This is a genomic window from Pseudomonas laurentiana (assembly GCF_014648275.1).
GTDB classification, from domain to species: domain Bacteria; phylum Pseudomonadota; class Gammaproteobacteria; order Pseudomonadales; family Pseudomonadaceae; genus Aquipseudomonas; species Aquipseudomonas laurentiana.
Genome location: NZ_BMQU01000019.1, coordinates 1 through 16,103 on the forward strand (window position 1 = coordinate 1; position 16,103 = coordinate 16,103).

Consider the following 16,103-nt stretch of genomic DNA (forward strand, 5'->3'; position numbering starts at 1 on the left):
GGGGTTTCCCCATGTGAGAGTAGGTCATCGTCAAGATTAAATTCCGAAACCCCTATCTGCACATGCAGGTAGGGGTTTTGTCTTTGTGGCCTGGAAAATCATCGGTTTTCGCAGGCCAAAAAAAACCACCCATCCTGGGTGGTTTGCCGTTCGTTGCATGCACTTAGTCGCCGTAATACTCGCAGCCACTGGTGCAGGTTTCATGAATGCGGACTTTGGAAAGCTCCGGTAGCAGCGGCTTGACCTGATCCCAGATCCACTTGGCAATCACTTCGCTGGTAGGGTTTTCCAGGCCAGGAATGTCGTTCAGGTAGTTGTGGTCGAGTTGCTCATAGAGCGGCTTGAAGATCGCCTTGATCTCGGAAAAATCGCGGATCCAGCCGGTATGAGGATCGAGAGGGCCGGTCAGGTGCAGGGCGACCTTGAATGAGTGGCCATGCAGGCGCCCACACTTATGCCCGTCTGGTACGTGCGGCAGGCGGTGGGCGGATTCAAACGTGAACTCTTTGAAAATTTCCACGGTGTCTATAACTCTTAGAAGCAATGCTAGCGAGCAGTTTAACAGCAAGGCTAGTGCAGTGGTTGCAGACGCTCGTGCAGCTTGCCAGTTTCTACCAGTTCAAGAAACTCATCGCCTAGACGTTGGCTTTCGGCCATCGCCTTGTGCCAGTAGCGTTGCCGAGCAGCAGCATCTCCCATGAAACGTTTGAAATCGCTACGGTCCGGTAGTTTGCCGTAAGGCAGGCTGGCCAGGTACTGCGCTGATGGCGCCAGTAACAGTACATTTTTCAGGTGCTCGGTATTGCCTCGTCGCCAGGGCAGGGCTTTGTCGAACCAGCCTGGTACGACCTTATCAGTGAAGTGTGGGTACAGGACGATGTCATCACCGTTGTAGGGCAGGTCGAGGTGGTAGTCGAGGAGGCCACCATCGCGAAAGGTTCCGCTGCCGACGCCCTGTATGTCGCGTACGCCCTCCATCACCATCGGAATCGAGCCAGAGGCCAGCAGCGCTTGACGCAGATTAGTGACTTTCAGCGGTAGTAGCCGCGATGGGAAGTCATTCAGTGGCTGCAGGGGTGGGGGCAGGCGGGCATCGTGGAGGATGATCCGTTCAAAATGCCGTGCCAGTCGTGAGCGCCCGAGTAAATTGTCGGCAATCACTGCGGATAACCCGGCCCCTAATCGAGCACGCTGATCGTGTGCAAGCAAACCATGGCTTTTGACCAACATGATGTTCAGTCGATAGAGCGGATTGTCGAGGATTTGCGCATCGCGTCCTTCAAGCAGCGCATCGAGCATTTGGTGACAACTCAGACTGACCTCTGCTTGGGTTGCACCTTTGGCAAAGTCCAAGGCGGTGTATAGCGCGCCTAATCGGCGTAACGCCTGTGCAGGCTGGGGTAGGCAGGCACTGGCGAAGCGCCAGGAACCGATCGAGGCTCCGATCAACGATCGTTCACGTGGTGCTGACGGTAGCCATTGCCCGAACAGCGCCAGATCAAGGCCCTGGATGCCCAGTGCCTTGGGGCCACCTGCAGCACCAGGCACGGTACCCACGTCCATCGCCTGCAAGGTTCGTTGATGCAGCCTGTGAAAGGCCCGTGTGCCCGCTTTCAGGGTTAGCGCTGGATACTTGATATGGATCGCACTCATACAGACCTCGCCGTCAGAGGTGCTGATTATAGAGAGCGCCAGACATTAGCGGGGGTAGTGCTGCGCTATCATGGGGCCAGCCATTTTCAGTTTGAGTTAAGTCCAGTCCGTTACTCTGCTCCCCGTGGACAAGATTAATCTTAATGGAGACGCACTATGAAAACGTTGACTGCCCTGTTCGCCACTGCCGCCCTTGCCCTGACTGCCAACATTGCCATGGCAAAAGACCTTGGGCCGGACCAGGCAATGAAGCTGGTTCAGGAGAACAAGATCCAGTCCTTCGAGAAGCTCAATGCTGCAGCCTTGGCCAAGCACCCAGGCGCAACAGTGACGGACACTGAGCTGGAAGACGCCTACGGCCGTTACATCTATAAGGTCGAACTGCGTGATGCCCAGAACGTAGAGTGGGATGTGGACCTGGATGCCACTACCGGTGCGGTCCTCAAGGACCATCAGGACAAGTGATGAAACACGTCTCTCGAACGGGCTTGGCGCTGCTGCTGATACTGTCAGCGTACTGTGCGCAAGTGCTGGCCCGTGACCTTGATCAGGATGAAGCCCTGCATTTACGTCAGCAGGGCGTTATCCTGCCGCTCGAGCAGTTGATGCAGCAAGCCCTGGGCCGACATCCCGGGGCGAGGCTGTTGGAGGCCGAGCTGGAGGAGAAACACAATCAGTATGTCTATGAAGTGGAACTGCTGACCACTGAAGGCGTCGTGCGTGAAATCAAACTCGATGCAGCCACCGGTGCGCTGCTCAAAGATGAGGAAGATGACTGATGCGCTTGCTACTGGTCGAGGACAATGTTCCGCTGGCCGATGAGCTGACTGCCGGTCTACAACGTCAGGGCTATGCCGTGGACTGGCTGGCTGACGGGCGTGATGCCGTGTATCAAGGCGCGAGCGAGCCCTATGATGCGATCATTCTGGACCTCGGCTTGCCTGGCTTGCCCGGTCTGGAGGTTCTGGGACAGTGGCGTGCAGGCGGGCTGGCAACACCCGTACTGATCCTGACGGCGCGCGGCTCCTGGGCTGAGCGTATCGAAGGGCTCAAGGCTGGAGCCGATGACTACCTCACCAAGCCGTTTCACCCTGAAGAACTGCAATTGCGAATCCAGTCGTTGTTGCGTCGTGCGCGCGGCCTGGCCAATCAGCCGAAGTTGGAGTCGGCGGGTTTGCATCTGGATGAAGGGCGCCAGTGCGTAACGCGTGACGGTGAAGACGTACAGCTGACAGCGGCTGAATTTCGGCTGTTACGCTACTTCATGCTCCACCCGCAGCAGATCCTCTCGAAGAGCCACTTGGCTGAGCACCTCTACGATGGTGAAACCGAGCGCGACTCCAATGTTCTGGAGGTCCACGTCAACCACCTGCGCCGCAAGCTCGGCCGCAGTGTGATCGAAACCCGTCGGGGTCAAGGCTATCGCTTCGGCGGAGTGGCGGAGTGAAGTCGATACAGGCGCGCTTGAGCCTGGGCCTGGTTGGCGTATTGGTGGTCGTGGGCCTGGTGCTGGCCCAACTGAGTTTGTGGCTGTTCGAGGTCGGACTGCAGCGCTATCTCGAAACCGGCTTACGCAAAGAGAGTGAAAACCTTCTGGTTGCGTTGGGGCGGGGTCACTCTGGCCTGGAGCTGGATGAGCGACGGGTATCCTCTGCGTACAAACGGCCATTTTCCGGCTATTACTTCCGCGTTGATTTTGAAGGGGGGAACTGGCGGTCCAGGTCCCTGTGGGACATGGACATGCCCATGCCGAAAACCCCAGGTTTGCACGCGGGGCTGCAACTTGGGCCTGAAGGGCAGCAGTTGCTGGTGCTGCGTGCAGACTATCGACGCCTGGGCCAGCTGATTTCCATCAGCGTTGCGCAAGACTACACCCCAGTACGCGATGGTTTTCGGCGCATGCAGCAGATCGGTTTGGGGATGGGGCTGATAGCTTTGTTGCTGATCCTGATACTTCAGCGGATTACGGTTACCCGATCCTTGCGGCCTCTGGAGCGTACGCGCGAACAGATTGCCCAGCTCCAGCAGGGCAAGCGCTCGCAGCTCGATACCCAAGTACCCACAGAGCTGGAACCTCTGGTTGCGCAGATCAACCACTTGCTGGCCCATACCGAAGAGAGCCTCAGGCGCTCGCGAAATGCCTTGGGCAACCTTGGGCATGCGCTCAAGACACCACTCGCGGTGTTACTCAGCCTGGCGTCCAGTGACAAGCTCGATGATCACCCAGAGACCCGTGAGCTGCTGCGTGAGCAGCTTGAGCAGATTCAGCAACGGCTGGGCCGCGAGCTGAATCGTGCAAGGTTGGCGGGGGATGCATTGCCGGGCGCCTTGTTCGATTGTGATGCCGAACTGCCGGGTTTGCTCGCCACCTTGAGCATGATCCATGGTCAGGCGCTTATTCTCAGCCACGTATCGGCGCCGGGGCTGCTCTTGCCTTGGGATCGTGAAGACGTGTTGGAGCTACTCGGTAACCTGCTGGACAACGCCTGCAAATGGGCGTTCGCCGAAGTGCGTGTGAGTATTCAGGAAAGCCCCGAGGGTTATGTGCTGTGGGTCGATGACGATGGCCCGGGCATTGCGCCGCATTTGCGTGAAGAGGTGCTGAACCGAGGTGCTCGACTGGACGAACAGGTCGATGGTCATGGTCTGGGCTTGGGTATTGTGCGGGATATCGTCGATGCCTGGGGCGGGCGCATGAGCTTGCAGGACAGCCCCATGGGCGGTTTGCGCGTCAGCATTGAGCTGCCACGCCAAGGCACGCGGCAGGCGTCCCCGTAGCGGCCTGATCGCCGCTACGGGGGTAGGTTGTTACACCCGGAACTGATCCATCAGGCCCTGTTGCTGGTTGGCCAGGCTGTTGAGTGACTGGCTGACCCGTGCCGATTCGTTGGCCTGACCGGCCAGCGATTCAGTGACGTCGCGAATGGTTGCGACGTTGTGATTGATTTCCTCGGCCACCGCGCTCTGTTCTTCGGCAGCACTGGCAATTTGCAGGTTCATGTCGGTGATGACCGTGACGGCATCACCAATCTGACGCAAGGCGATGACCGCCTGGCTGACGTGCTCGACGCTGCCCTGGGCTTGGCGATGGCTGCTGTCCATCGCGCCTACCACCTCTTGCGTGCCGGCCTGAAGTTGCTCAATGACCTGACGGGTCTCCTCGACGGATTCCTGGGTGCGCCGCGCGAGGTTACGCACTTCGTCGGCGACGACGGCGAAGCCGCGTCCGGCTTCACCGGCCCGGGCTGCCTCAATGGCTGCGTTCAGGGCCAGCAGGTTGGTCTGTTCGGCGATTGAGCGAATCACTTCCAGTACAGAGCCGATCTTCTCGCTGTTTTCAGCCAAGCCTTCGACCTGACGCATGGCGGTGTTCATATCGGCGGCCAGGGTGTCGATGCTGCTGGTCGTAAGATCGATGACCGACAGGCCCTGGCGTGTCGCCTGGTCGGCCTCGCGGGCCGCCTGGGCAGCTTGGGCGGCGCTGCGAGCGACGTCCTGCGCGGTGGCACTCATCTCATGGGAGGCGGTTGCCACCTGGTCGACCTGGCGGTACTGCTGTTCCATGCCTGCACTGGTCTGGCTGGCGATTGCCGAGGACTGGTCGGCCGTATCGCGTGCGGCCTGAACCGAGTGTTTGACCTCTGCAATGGTCGGTTGCAGCTTGTCCAGGAAACGGTTGAACCAGCCGGCCAACTCGCCCAGCTCGTCGCGTTTGTCGTAGTTCAGGCGGCGGGTCAGATCGCCTTCACCACTGGCGATATCCTTGAGCATCGCCGCAACACCGAGGATGGGGCGGGTGACGCTACGGGCCATCAACCAGACCAGCAGCAAGCCCACCAATGCCGCCAGCAGGCCAAGCCCCAGTTCGATCAGGGTACCGCTGGTGTTACGTTGATCCAGCTCCGCCTTAAGTGCTTCGGCTGGGCCTGTCAGTGCGCTTTCGGGTACATCCAGTAATACGCCCCATGACTTGGCGCCTGGGATCGGTGCAAACGATGCCAGTACTTTCAGGCGGTTGTTGTGATGGATGCTGTGCATGGCTTTGGTGTCGGCCAGCAGGCGAACCAGTTCGGCGCCATTGGCGCTGTCGACCTGTTCAAAGCGCTGCGCCAGTTTGCTCGCGTCAGGGCTGTAGCCAGCCAGCAGGCCGACGGGGCTCAGGATCCCGACCTGGGTGCGGCCCTCATACAGGCTGCGGCTGGCTTGCTGGCTGAGCCCTTGCAGGCTATTGAGGTTGATGTCGACGGAGAGGGAGGCAACGACCTTGTCGGCCACCATCAACGGGTAGACGATGCTGGTCATCAGCACTTGTTGGCCGTTGATTTCATAAAAGTACGGCTCGACCACGCAGGGTTGGCGAGTGGCGCGCGGGCAGGCGAACCAGGTGTTGGCAGGCTCCCCACTCGGGCCGACGCTGGTGTCGCTGATGTCATGCTCAGGCAATGCCATGGCTACCAGATTACCGGGAGTCGGTTGCGACCAGTACAGCGCGAAACGACCTGTTTCGTTACTGCCCAGCGCCTTCTGACCAATGAACAGTGCGTCCTTGTTATCCAGTGCGTTGGGATCGAAGACGAGCGACAGGCCCAGCAGATCAGGGTTGGCCTGCAATGCCGAACGCACTTGGCGCGTCATGTCTTCACGCAGGTCGAAAGCATCCAGGAAGCGCTTTTCGGACTGTTCGCGCAGGAACAGGACCTGGCGCGCGAAGCCGGCACCGTACTGGTACGCGTCCATGAATTGACGGCGAATGCTTGAGGCCTGGACTTCGCCCTGAGACTCGATGCGGGCCTGTGCAGCCTCAGTCAACATCTGCATGCTGCTGGCCTTGACCAGGTCTGAGTTGTGTTCCATGCGGTACAACGAGAGGCCCACCAGCAGGGTGACGATGCTTGCGAGGCACAGTCCGGCCAGTAGCGTGATTTTCCACTGAATGGAAAGTTGTCTGAGCGACATGGCGAAGTCCTTTGAATCAGAGAAGGGCGAAGCTATCGACTGTAACGGCCGACAGGATCTTTTCTTTATTCAAACGACCAATTGAAAGGCGTCGCGTTCGGACATTCAGGCGACTTCCCTCGGGCCCCGTGCTTTGACAAGCCAAGGTCTCTGCTTCAGAGTGTGCGCCCTCCATAAAAATACTAATCACTTCGGCCGGGATACCCCGTTGCCGAAGCGCATGCTTTTTGTCTGTTTTTCAAGAGGTTTCTGGAATGAATGCAGTAATTGCCGCGGTCGGCATCATGCTGATATTGAGCCTGTCCCGCGTGCATGTGGTGATTGCGCTGATCATTGGCGCGTTGGCCGGTGGGCTGGCAGGTGGTCTTGGCATCGAGGGCACCTTGAAGGCGTTCAACAGTGGCCTGGGCGGCGGCGCGACGGTAGCACTCTCCTATGCACTGCTTGGAGCCTTTGCCGTGGCCATTGCCAAGTCGGGGTTGGCGCATGCACTGGCTGATCGGGCGCTGGCAATGTTCGATCGACAGCGGGACAACGAGGGCGGCAAGGTCAAGTGGTTGCTGATTGTTCTGCTACTGGTAGTGGCCATTTCCTCGCAGAATATCTTGCCGATCCATATCGCGTTCATTCCACTGTTGGTGCCGCCACTGTTGTACGTGCTGACCCGGTTGTCGATCGACCGTCGGTTGGTGGCCTGCGTCATGACCTTTGGCCTGATCACACCCTACATGTTCCTGCCCGTTGGTTTCGGTAACATTTTCCTTAATGAGATTCTGCTGGCAAATGTCAACCGCAGTGGTGTGGATGTGAGTGGGGTCAATGTGACTCATGCCATGGCCATTCCAGCAGCGGGCATGCTTTTTGGGCTGTTACTGGCGGTGTTCTTCAGTTATCGAAAAAAACGCACTTACGACCTGGAAAAGATCGAGCAGGTCGAGCAGGTTGCAGTACGCTACAACCCGCTGACACTGTTGGTGGCCGGTGGCGCCATTGCTGCCGCGTTCATTATCCAGCTATGGCTGGACTCAATGATCATTGGCGCCATGGCTGGTTTCCTGATCTTCTCGCTGTCGGGCATCGTCCGCTGGAAAGAAACAGATGGCCTGTTTACCGAAGGCATGAAGATGATGGCCATGATTGGCTTCATCATGATTGCGGCGTCTGGCTTTGCAGAGGTCATGAAGGCGACGGGCGAAGTGAAAACACTGGTTGAGGCATCGGCGTCATGGATCGACCACAGTAAAGGGGTCGGTGCATTACTGATGCTGCTGGTTGGGCTGTTGGTCACCATGGGCATCGGCTCGTCGTTTTCAACCGTACCGATCCTGGCGGCGATCTTCGTCCCCCTGTGCGTACAGTTGGGCTTTGACCCTCTGGCGACCGTGTGCATCGTTGGCACCGCTGGCGCGTTGGGTGATGCCGGTTCACCGGCGTCGGACTCGACCCTGGGGCCAACGTCCGGGTTGAACGTCGATGGTCAACATCACCATATCTGGGACACGGTGGTTCCGACCTTCATTCACTACAATCTGCCACTGCTCGCCTTTGGCTGGGTGGCGGCCATGGTGCTGTAGGTCGAAAGTGACTGAGCATCAGTCTTCCGCGTGACTCCGCGCACAATCAAATGGAAGGCTTTTTCAGACAAGACAACGGGCCCTTGTTGCGTGCACACCAAGGACCCGTTTGTGGTCCGACTTAGAACTGCTCGGCGGACAGCGTGTAGAGCGACGTGCTGCCAGCACGAATGCTGGCGTTCAGCGACAGCACGCGTGGCAGCAGGCGCTCAAAGTAGAATGCCGCGGTGGCCAGCTTGGCCTGATAGAAGTCAGGGTCTTGCGCACGGTTTTCGTGTGCGGTTGCTGCCATCCGCGACCACATGTAGGCATAGGCTACATAGCCGAACACATGCAGGTACTCGACCGACGCCGCTCCCACCGCATTCGGGTCCTTGACCGCCTGTTGGCAAAGCCACTGACTGATGCTTTCCAGTTGAGCCAAGGCTTGTAGCAGCGGCTCGCTGAACGGTGCTGCCGTCTCACAGAAGGCGCGGATTTCCCGGGCGAAGATCGCCAGCGACTGGCCGCCATCGGCAACCACCTTGCGACCTAGCAGGTCCAGTGCCTGAATACCGTTGGTACCCTCGTAGATCTGCGCGATCCGCACATCGCGTACCAGTTGTTCCTGGCCCCATTCGCGGATATAGCCGTGACCACCAAATACTTGCTGGCCCAGTACGCAGCTTTCCAGGCCCGTGTCGGTGAAGAATGCCTTGGCGACCGGCGTCAGCAGGGCCACTAGACGCTGGGCCGAATCACATTCTGCCGGGTCATCACCGTACTTGCTGATGTCCAGTTGCTGGCCCACGTAGGTGGCAAAGGCGCGGCCACCCTCGGTCAGTGCGCGCATGGTCAGCAGCATGCGCCGTACGTCCGGGTGGACAATGATCGGGTCGGCGATCTTGTCTTTCGCTTGCGGGCCACTGGCCGCGCGGCTTTGCAGGCGATCACGAGCGTAGGCAGCGGCATTCTGGTACGAGGCTTCGGCGCAGCCAATGCCCTGGATGCCGATGGACAGGCGCTCGTAGTTCATCATGGTGAACATGGCCGCCAGGCCACGGTTTTCTTCACCGACCAGATAGCCAATCGCGCCGTCGAAGTTCATGACGCAGGTGGCCGAGGCCTTGATGCCCATCTTGTGCTCTACCGAGCCACAACTGACCGCGTTGGTTTGGCCCAGGCTACCGTCGGCATTGACCATGCGTTTTGGTACAAGGAACAAAGAGATGCCTTTCGGACCCGCTGGTGCATCGGGCAGTTTGGCCAGTACCAGGTGAACGATGTTTTCGGTCAGGTCCTGATCGCCGCCAGTGATGAAAATCTTGGTGCCACTGATGGCGTAGCTGCCATCGGCCTGAGGTTCAGCCTTGCTGCGGATGATGCCCAGGTCAGTACCGGCATGTGGCTCGGTCAGACACATGGTGCCAGCCCACTCGCCGCTGTAGATCTGCGGCAGGTAGGTGGCCTTCAATGCTTCGCTGGCGTGAGCGTCGATGGCCAGACAGCAACCGGCACTCAAGGCAGAATAAAGGCTGAAACTGCAGTTGGCGGCGTACAGCATTTCTTCAAACTGCACGGCCAGCATCTTTGGCATGCCCATGCCGCCATACGCCGGGTTGCCGGCCAAGCCAACCCAGCCACCGTCACGGTAGGTCTGCCAGGCTTCTTTGAAGCCTTCTGGTGTGGTCACCGCGCCAGCCTCGAAGCCGACACCTTCTTCATCGCCACTGCGGTTGAGCGGGGCAATCAACTGGCCGGTAATCTTTGCGGCTTCCTCAAGGATCGCATCTGCAGTCTCGGCATCCACTGCGTCGGCCAGTGCTGGCAGACGGGCCCAGAGGGCAGGGCCCTGGAATACCTCATGAAGAACGAAACGCATGTCGCGCAGTGGTGCATTGAACTCAGGCATCGCAGGTCTCGCAGGAATCGGGTGGATAGGGATCAGAGCGCTTTTGCCCAGTCACGCAGCAAGTATTTTTGAATCTTGCCGGTGGACGTTTTTGGCAATTCGCTGAAGATCACTGTCTTCGGCAACTTGAAACCGGCCAGGTGTTCGCGGCAGAAGGCGATGATCTCGTCTTCGGTCGTGTCCTGGCAGTGGCCTTTCAGGGTGATGTAGGCGCACGGGGTTTCGCCCCACTTCTCATCGGGACGAGCGACCACGGCGGCCTCAAGAACGGATGGGTGGCGGTACAGCGTGTCTTCAACCTCAATGGTCGAGATGTTCTCGCCGCCCGAAATGATGATGTCCTTCAACCGGTCCTTGATCTCGACATAACCGTCCGGGTGCCAGACAGCGAGGTCGCCGGTGTGGAACCAGTCGCCACGGAACGCTTCGGCAGTGGCGGTCGGGTTTTTCAGGTAGCCCTTCATGACGGTGTTGCCGCGCATGAAAATCTCACCGATGGTGTTGCCATCACGAGGTACAGGCTCCAGGGTTTGTGGGTCGGCGACCATCAGGCCTTCGAGCGTGACGTAGCGAACGCCCTGGCGTGACTTGATGCGTGCGCGCTCATACAGCGGTTTTTCGTCCCACTCGTTATGCCAGGCACAAACGGTAACCGGGCCGTACACTTCAGTCAGGCCATAGACGTGCGTTACCTTGATGCCCATTTCCTCCACCGCGCCAATGACCTTGGCCGGTGGCGCTGCGCCGGCGACCATGGCATTGACCGGGTGATCAATGGCGGCCTTGGCGGTATCGGGCATGTTGATCAGCGCGTTCAGTACAATCGGCGCACCGCACAGGTGAGTGACCTGATACTCGCGAATCATGGTCAGGATTTTCTGCGGGTCAACCCGACGCAGGAACACATGGGTACCGGCCAGTGCAGTGACGATCCACGGATAGCACCAACCGTTGCAGTGGAACATTGGCAGGGTCCAGAGGTATACCGGATGGTTGCCCATGGCCCAGGTGATCTGGTTGCCCAGCGAGTTCAGGTAAGCACCACGGTGGTGGTAGACCACGCCCTTGGGGTTGCCTGTTGTGCCGGAGGTGTAGTTGAGCGAGATGGCCTGCCATTCGTCTTCAGGCCAGGTCCACTCGTACTCCGGGTCGCCTTCCGCGAGGAAGGCCTCGTAATCCAGGGCACTGACTGCGCAACCTTCGCCATATTCCGGGTCATCGACATCAATGACCAGGGGCGGGTTTTTCAGCATGGCCAACGCTGCTGCGATCACCGAGTGGAATTCTCGGTCGGTGATCAGTACCTTGGCTTCGCCATGCTCAAGCATAAACGCGATGGCCTCGGGATCCAGGCGTACGTTAAGGGTATTGAGTACGGCGCCGATCATCGGCACACCGAAGTGCGCCTCCAGCATTGCCGGAATGTTGGGCAGCATGACAGCGACAGTGTCGCCTTTTCCGATGCCTCGGCCGGCCAAGGCGCTGGCAAGGCGCCGGCAGCGTGCATAGGTGTCTTGCCAGTTACGGCGGATCGAACCATGAATGACTGCGGGGTATTGCCCATAGACAGCGGCTGTGCGCTCAATGAAACTCAGGGGAGTAAGGGCAGTGTGGTTGACAGGTGCGGGCGCGAGGCCTTGTTCGTAGATCGACATGAAAGTGTCCTGTGCAGGAGGCAGCCGCGCTTGGCGAACTGAAACCCCCGTTGGCTGATTGTTAGCTCTGATCAGGTTTCTACAGCGAGATCGTGGCTCGCCGGGTGTCGCATTTTTTACTCTAAACGCCATAGTATATGGAAGCTAGACTATAGCAATATGGTATTTCTACTATAAAAAACGGACCTATTCTTGACGCTATCGACCACTGCCTTATTTGCCAAAGATCCTCAGCCTACGCTCATTCTCGATGCGGCGGCGCGGTTGCTCGGCACTAATCCGGCGTTTGAGGCGTTGATCCAGGGGCGTACCCTGGCGACCCTGTTGCCCTCTAACTACGCCGCCTTGATTCAGGCCTGCCTGTTTCAGGATCGGGCCATTGCTGAGGTAGAGGCGCAGGTTGGCGAGCGCATTCTGCTATGGACCTTGATCCCTTCCGATGATTGCCGCCAGGTCATTGCCCGCTGCCGTGATGCCACTGCCGAACGCCAGGGTGTGCGTGATGCCAGCCAGGCCCGGCGGCTCTATCGGCTGATTACCGAGAACACTACCGACCTGATTTCCCGGCATACGCCCGATGGATGTTTCCTCGATGCGTCGCCGGCGTCCTACCGCTTGCTTGGTTACTGGCCGGAAGAGCTGCGCGGTGTTGCCGTGCAGAGCCTGTTCCATCCTCATGACTGTTTGCAGTCGCTACCTCAGGCAGGCGAGGCACTGGAGCAGGATGGTTATCAGACCATGACCTGTCGTGTCCGCCACCGTGACGGCCATTACCGATGGTTTGAGATTGCCAGCCGGGCAATCCGCGAAACCTACACCGGCGCGGTGGTTGAGGTGATCAGCGTTTCCCGTGAGATCACCTTGCGTGTCGAGGCTCAGGAGAACCTGCGACGATTGGCCGAGGTGGTAGAGGCCAACACCGATCTGGTGCTCTTTACCGATCCGGCGGGGCAGCTCACTTACCTGAATCGTTCGGCACGGCGCGCATTGGGGTTGGTTGAGCAGCAGACCGCGCCTGGCCTTCGCGATGTGCTCGATGATGAAGCCGTGCAGCGTCTGGATGCTGAAGGTTGGCAGCAGGCCGAACGTGAGGGCGTCTGGCAGTGCGAAGCGACTTTCAAGCCCTGCGGGGGCGGCAGCCTGTTTCCAGTGTCACTGGTACTGTTGGCTCATCGGGCCAACGGTGGTGAACGCTATTACTCGCTGGTAGCGCGGGACATGACCGAGCGTGAACTGCGTGAAGCACAGCAGCGTCGACATCAGGACGAGCTGGCGCATACGGCGCGGTTGGTCACGTTGGGTGAGTTGGCTTCGGGTATCGCCCATGAAATCAACCAGCCGTTGGCCGCCGTGGTGAACTATGCCAGTGCCAGTCAGCGCTATCTGCAGGCGCTGGAGCACGACCCCAAGGCGGTGCAGCGCGTCGCGCAAGGGCTGCAACGGATCAATGAGCAGGCCACTCATGCGGCTGAAGTGATCAAGCGTCTGCGCGCATTCTTGCGCAAGGAGCCGCGTCGCCTGCAGGCCCTGCATATCGCTGAAGTTGCCCGGGAAGCGGTGCGTTTGTGCGCATGGGAAGCCAATCAGGCGCAGGTGACGATCGACCAGCGGATGGCGCACAATCTGCCGCCGGTTTACGCCGATCGGATTCTCCTTGAACAAGTGCTGCTCAACTTGCTGCGTAATGCGTTTGAGGCGAACCGTGAGCAACAGCCCGGCCGCCCTTCGCATGTGCTGCTGAGTGCCGTGTTAGAGGCAGGGTGGTTGACGATTCGGGTGTGCGACCAGGGGCCAGGTGTTGCGGCAGAGCGATTGGACGGCATCTTCACCCCGTTCAACACCAGCAAGCCGGAAGGGCTCGGCTTGGGCCTGAGCATGAGCCGCAGCATTGTCGAGGGCTTTGGTGGGACGCTGCAGGCCAGCCCGGGCGATGGTGGGGGATTGATTTTGTGTTGTCGGCTGGCGCCGGCAGTTACTGTCTGAACAAGAGGTCTTGATGCAGGAACCGAAGGTTTACGTGGTCGATGACGATCAGGGCATGCTCGACTCTACAGTCTGGCTGTTGGAGTCGGTGGGCCTTCAGGCACTGCCGTTCACCAGTGGCCAGGCTTTTCTGGATGCCTGTGACGCTTGTCTGCCAGCCTGTGTGCTGCTTGATGTGCGAATGCCGGGGATGGGTGGGCTGAGTGTGCAGGAAGCGTTGAGGGCGCGCGGGCTCGATTTGCCCATCATTTTCCTCAGCGGCCATGCCGATGTGCCGATTGTGGTGCGAGCCTTCAAGGCCGGCGCTTGTGACTTTATCGAAAAGCCCTACAACGACCAGCTGTTGCTCGACAGCGTTCAAGATGCGCTGGGGCGCTCTCACCGGGCGCGGGCTGGCAGCAGCCAGCGTGATGCGGTTCAGGCACGCATTGACAGCCTCACCCCGCGGGAGCGCGATGTGTTTTTGCCTCTCGTGCAAGGTTTTACCAACCGGGAAATTGCCGAACAGTTGGCGGTCAGCGTGAAGACGGTTGACTTGTACCGCTCTCGGGTCATGAAGCGCATGCAGGCCGAACACTTGCCGGAGCTGGTGGGTATGGCGATTGCCTGCGCACAGGTCGACCCGCTGCAACTGCGCGGGCCTTGAGGTCGCGCAGTTGTTGCTCGCAGATGTTAGCCCCGGCGACCCAGCAGCAGGCCGACAATCAGGCCAACCCCGGCGGAAATCGCCACGGTCTGCCATGGGTGGCCACCCATGTAGGCCTCGGTCGCTTCGACGACCGGTTTCGCGCGTTCAGCGACGGCGCTCATCGCATGGCGTGCCTGCTTGAGTTTCTGGCCAGCCTGGGTGCGCAAGGTCTCGGCCTCGGCGCCAACCAGTGTGGAGCTGTCTCTCAGCAGCTTTTCCGATTCTTCAATCAGCGCCTGCAACTCACTGAAGGCCTGATCCTTGATTTGCTCGGTATCGGCTTGCACAGTGATTTTCCTGGCCATGAACGCTTCCTCTGTAGGGTTGAACATTGATCAATGGGGGCTGGCGGGCGCGGAAAATTGCAGGGGTTTGGCCGACGCCAGCGGCTACAGTGTAAGATAACGCCCATTTTCAAGCGGTAGGAAGTCCTCATGAGTTTCAATCTGGCCAACAAGAGTTTTGCCGAGCGGGCACAGATCGAAGACGAGAAGTCCCGACTGTTCGAACTCTGGCAGACCAGCCTTGGCAAAGCCAAGGGCGAGGCTGCCCGACTGATCGGCGAAAAGCCACGCCGCAAGGGCAAGTGGGCCGAGTGGGTGCGTACTGAGCTGGACGGCATGTCGCCGCCCGAATACGCCAATATGGTGCGCAGTGAAGTCAACAAGCTGATGGCTGCGGCGCGCTGACGCTGGCGACAGCCGTTTCTGCAGCCTTGCAACGCCTATCGTTACCAGACACTGCGCGTGGGTTCTGGCAGGTTCAAGCGCCCGCGGTCGGTAAAGCGTACGGTGCCCTGCGGCCCACTGGCCAGTTTGCCGCGTAACTCATACGGCAGGCCATTCAGGCTGCGCGCCTGACCTAATCCGTACGCCTGGCGCAGCATGGAGAAGGCAGTGATGCTCACCGGAACTACCAGTATGTCCTCGCTGTAGCGGGCGACGCTGCCGCGCTGATCACTGACTCCCGCTGCCAGTGGTTGGCCATTGACCTCAAGGTTCAGGGCAATGCCGTTGTAGTTGATAGGGGTTTCGTTGGGGTTCTGGATACGTAGCTTGACGGCCATGCGCAGTTCAAGCTCTTGTCCCTGTAGCGGTTCGATACCGATGACGCTGATGTTGACCGGGTCACGCCCCTGAAACAGCGCGCACGCGCTCAAGGTCAGGATCAGCAGCACGCTCAGGGTTTGACGCAAGGAACGAATCATTGGCAGTCCTCGGTAATAGGGCACACACTCAGTGTGGCAAATACACGGGGGTGGTGGTAGTCGAGGTGAACAGCAAACCACAGGGTTGTGGCTGAACCTGTAGCGTTCCGGGCTATCCAACGACTGGGTGCAAGACGCTGTGGAGGTGACCTGATGAACACATCATGGCAAGGCGTACAGGCGCTTGGCTTGAGCCTGTTTTTGGCGGCAACCGTACAGGCGCAACCGTTCACCTCATTGTATGTGGCTGCGCAAGCCGATAACCCTTACAACAGCCCGATCCGCCGAGCCAACCCGAACAGTCGACAAGGTAGCGTGCCAGCTATGCCGCCAGTCCCAGCGCCGTCTACCCAGCCCAACCCGCGCCCACCGACCCTGGAAAACCGGGGCATTGGCAACGGCGACAACCTGCGCCGTGAACAGCAGGTGCCGAATCTGGAGCCTTCGCGTCCGCCGCGCGACTCCACCCGTGCGCCTTGACTGCAGTGGCCCAGCG

The 16,103-nt window shown here is 59.4% G+C and carries 16 protein-coding genes and 2 pseudogenes; 9 read left to right on the forward strand and 9 right to left on the reverse strand.

Annotation, left to right across the window (positions count from 1 at the left end; translation table 11 throughout):
- Positions 1–163: 163 nt before the first annotated feature.
- Positions 164–520 (reverse strand): 6-carboxytetrahydropterin synthase QueD, encoded by a 357-nt coding sequence (gene queD / locus IE038_RS18425; RefSeq protein ID WP_083199754.1) that lies wholly within the window; start codon positions 518–520, stop codon positions 164–166.
- Between the two features lie 50 nt (positions 521–570).
- Positions 571–1,653 (reverse strand): patatin-like phospholipase domain-containing protein, encoded by a 1,083-nt coding sequence (locus tag IE038_RS18430; RefSeq protein ID WP_189396070.1) that lies wholly within the window; start codon positions 1,651–1,653, stop codon positions 571–573.
- Between the two features lie 156 nt (positions 1,654–1,809).
- On the opposite strand from IE038_RS18430, the gene IE038_RS18435 reads away from it, so the two are divergent.
- From IE038_RS18435 to IE038_RS18450, 4 genes are read left to right on the forward strand one after another with little or no spacing between them, the layout of a single operon-like run.
- Positions 1,810–2,118, forward strand: a complete 309-nt coding sequence (locus tag IE038_RS18435) for a PepSY domain-containing protein (RefSeq protein ID WP_065758494.1) — start codon at positions 1,810–1,812, stop codon at positions 2,116–2,118.
- Positions 2,118–2,432, forward strand: coding sequence for a PepSY domain-containing protein (locus tag IE038_RS18440; protein ID WP_163939854.1), 315 nt, complete (start codon positions 2,118–2,120; stop codon positions 2,430–2,432). Before IE038_RS18435 ends, IE038_RS18440 begins: the two co-directional genes overlap by 1 nt.
- Positions 2,432–3,100, forward strand: coding sequence for a response regulator transcription factor (locus IE038_RS18445; RefSeq protein ID WP_163939855.1), 669 nt, complete (start codon positions 2,432–2,434; stop codon positions 3,098–3,100). The genes IE038_RS18440 and IE038_RS18445 overlap by 1 nt, the downstream gene beginning before the upstream one ends.
- On the forward strand, positions 3,097–4,431 hold the full coding sequence (locus tag IE038_RS18450; protein WP_189396071.1) for a sensor histidine kinase: 1,335 nt from the start codon (positions 3,097–3,099) through the stop codon (positions 4,429–4,431). The genes IE038_RS18445 and IE038_RS18450 overlap by 4 nt, the downstream gene beginning before the upstream one ends.
- A 30-nt stretch (positions 4,432–4,461) precedes the next feature.
- Here the strand turns inward: IE038_RS18450 and IE038_RS25365 are convergent, their stop codons facing one another.
- Both IE038_RS25365 and IE038_RS25370 read right to left on the reverse strand, forming a co-directional pair.
- Positions 4,462–5,217: a methyl-accepting chemotaxis protein gene (locus IE038_RS25365; RefSeq protein WP_438810786.1), complete on the reverse strand. Its 756-nt coding sequence runs from the start codon at positions 5,215–5,217 to the stop codon at positions 4,462–4,464.
- Between the two features lie 102 nt (positions 5,218–5,319).
- Positions 5,320–6,609, reverse strand: a pseudogene (locus IE038_RS25370) (methyl-accepting chemotaxis protein); the annotation flags it as partial.
- Positions 6,610–6,863: 254 nt separating this feature from the next.
- Here IE038_RS25370 and IE038_RS18460 point away from each other — a divergent pair.
- Entirely contained in the window at positions 6,864–8,183 is a 1,320-nt protein-coding gene (locus IE038_RS18460) for a Na+/H+ antiporter family protein (RefSeq protein WP_189396073.1), read from the forward strand.
- On the opposite strand, the pseudogene IE038_RS24815 reads toward IE038_RS18460, so the two are convergent.
- From IE038_RS24815 to IE038_RS18475, 3 genes and pseudogenes are all read right to left on the reverse strand, one after another.
- Positions 8,132–8,323: pseudogene (locus IE038_RS24815) on the reverse strand (hypothetical protein); the annotation flags it as partial. The gene IE038_RS18460 and the pseudogene IE038_RS24815 overlap by 52 nt on opposite strands.
- A complete protein-coding gene (locus IE038_RS18470; RefSeq protein ID WP_189396074.1) occupies positions 8,305–10,074 on the reverse strand; it encodes an acyl-CoA dehydrogenase C-terminal domain-containing protein in 1,770 nt (589 codons plus the stop codon). The pseudogene IE038_RS24815 and the gene IE038_RS18470, both read right to left, overlap by 19 nt.
- Positions 10,075–10,106: 32 nt before the next feature.
- Positions 10,107–11,729 carry an acyl-CoA synthetase gene (locus IE038_RS18475; protein WP_189396075.1) on the reverse strand — a complete coding sequence of 541 codons (1,623 nt, stop codon included), beginning with the start codon at positions 11,727–11,729 and terminating at the stop codon, positions 10,107–10,109.
- A gap of 192 nt (positions 11,730–11,921) precedes the next feature.
- Here IE038_RS18475 and IE038_RS18480 point away from each other — a divergent pair, with 192 nt between their 5' ends.
- Both IE038_RS18480 and IE038_RS18485 read left to right on the forward strand, forming a co-directional pair.
- On the forward strand, positions 11,922–13,712 hold the full coding sequence (locus IE038_RS18480) for a PAS domain-containing sensor histidine kinase (protein ID WP_163934624.1): 1,791 nt from the start codon (positions 11,922–11,924) through the stop codon (positions 13,710–13,712).
- Positions 13,713–13,725: 13 nt separating this feature from the next.
- Positions 13,726–14,358 (forward strand): response regulator transcription factor, encoded by a 633-nt coding sequence (locus tag IE038_RS18485; protein WP_189396076.1) that lies wholly within the window; start codon positions 13,726–13,728, stop codon positions 14,356–14,358.
- Positions 14,359–14,384: 26 nt separating this feature from the next.
- Here the strand turns inward: IE038_RS18485 and IE038_RS18490 are convergent, their stop codons facing one another.
- A complete protein-coding gene (locus tag IE038_RS18490; RefSeq protein WP_189396077.1) occupies positions 14,385–14,705 on the reverse strand; it encodes an ElaB/YgaM/YqjD family protein in 321 nt (106 codons plus the stop codon).
- A 129-nt stretch (positions 14,706–14,834) separates the two neighbouring features.
- Between IE038_RS18490 and IE038_RS18495 the strand changes: the two genes are divergently transcribed.
- Complete coding sequence (locus tag IE038_RS18495; protein ID WP_163934621.1) at positions 14,835–15,089, forward strand: hypothetical protein; 255 nt, start codon at positions 14,835–14,837, stop codon at positions 15,087–15,089.
- A gap of 41 nt (positions 15,090–15,130) precedes the next feature.
- Here IE038_RS18495 and IE038_RS18500 read toward each other — a convergent pair whose 3' ends face one another.
- Complete coding sequence (locus IE038_RS18500) at positions 15,131–15,607, reverse strand: LEA/WHy family protein (RefSeq protein WP_163934619.1); 477 nt, start codon at positions 15,605–15,607, stop codon at positions 15,131–15,133.
- Positions 15,608–15,760: 153 nt separating this feature from the next.
- Here IE038_RS18500 and IE038_RS18505 point away from each other — a divergent pair, with 153 nt between their 5' ends.
- Complete coding sequence (locus IE038_RS18505; protein WP_163934616.1) at positions 15,761–16,087, forward strand: hypothetical protein; 327 nt, start codon at positions 15,761–15,763, stop codon at positions 16,085–16,087.
- Positions 16,088–16,103 lie beyond the last annotated feature (16 nt).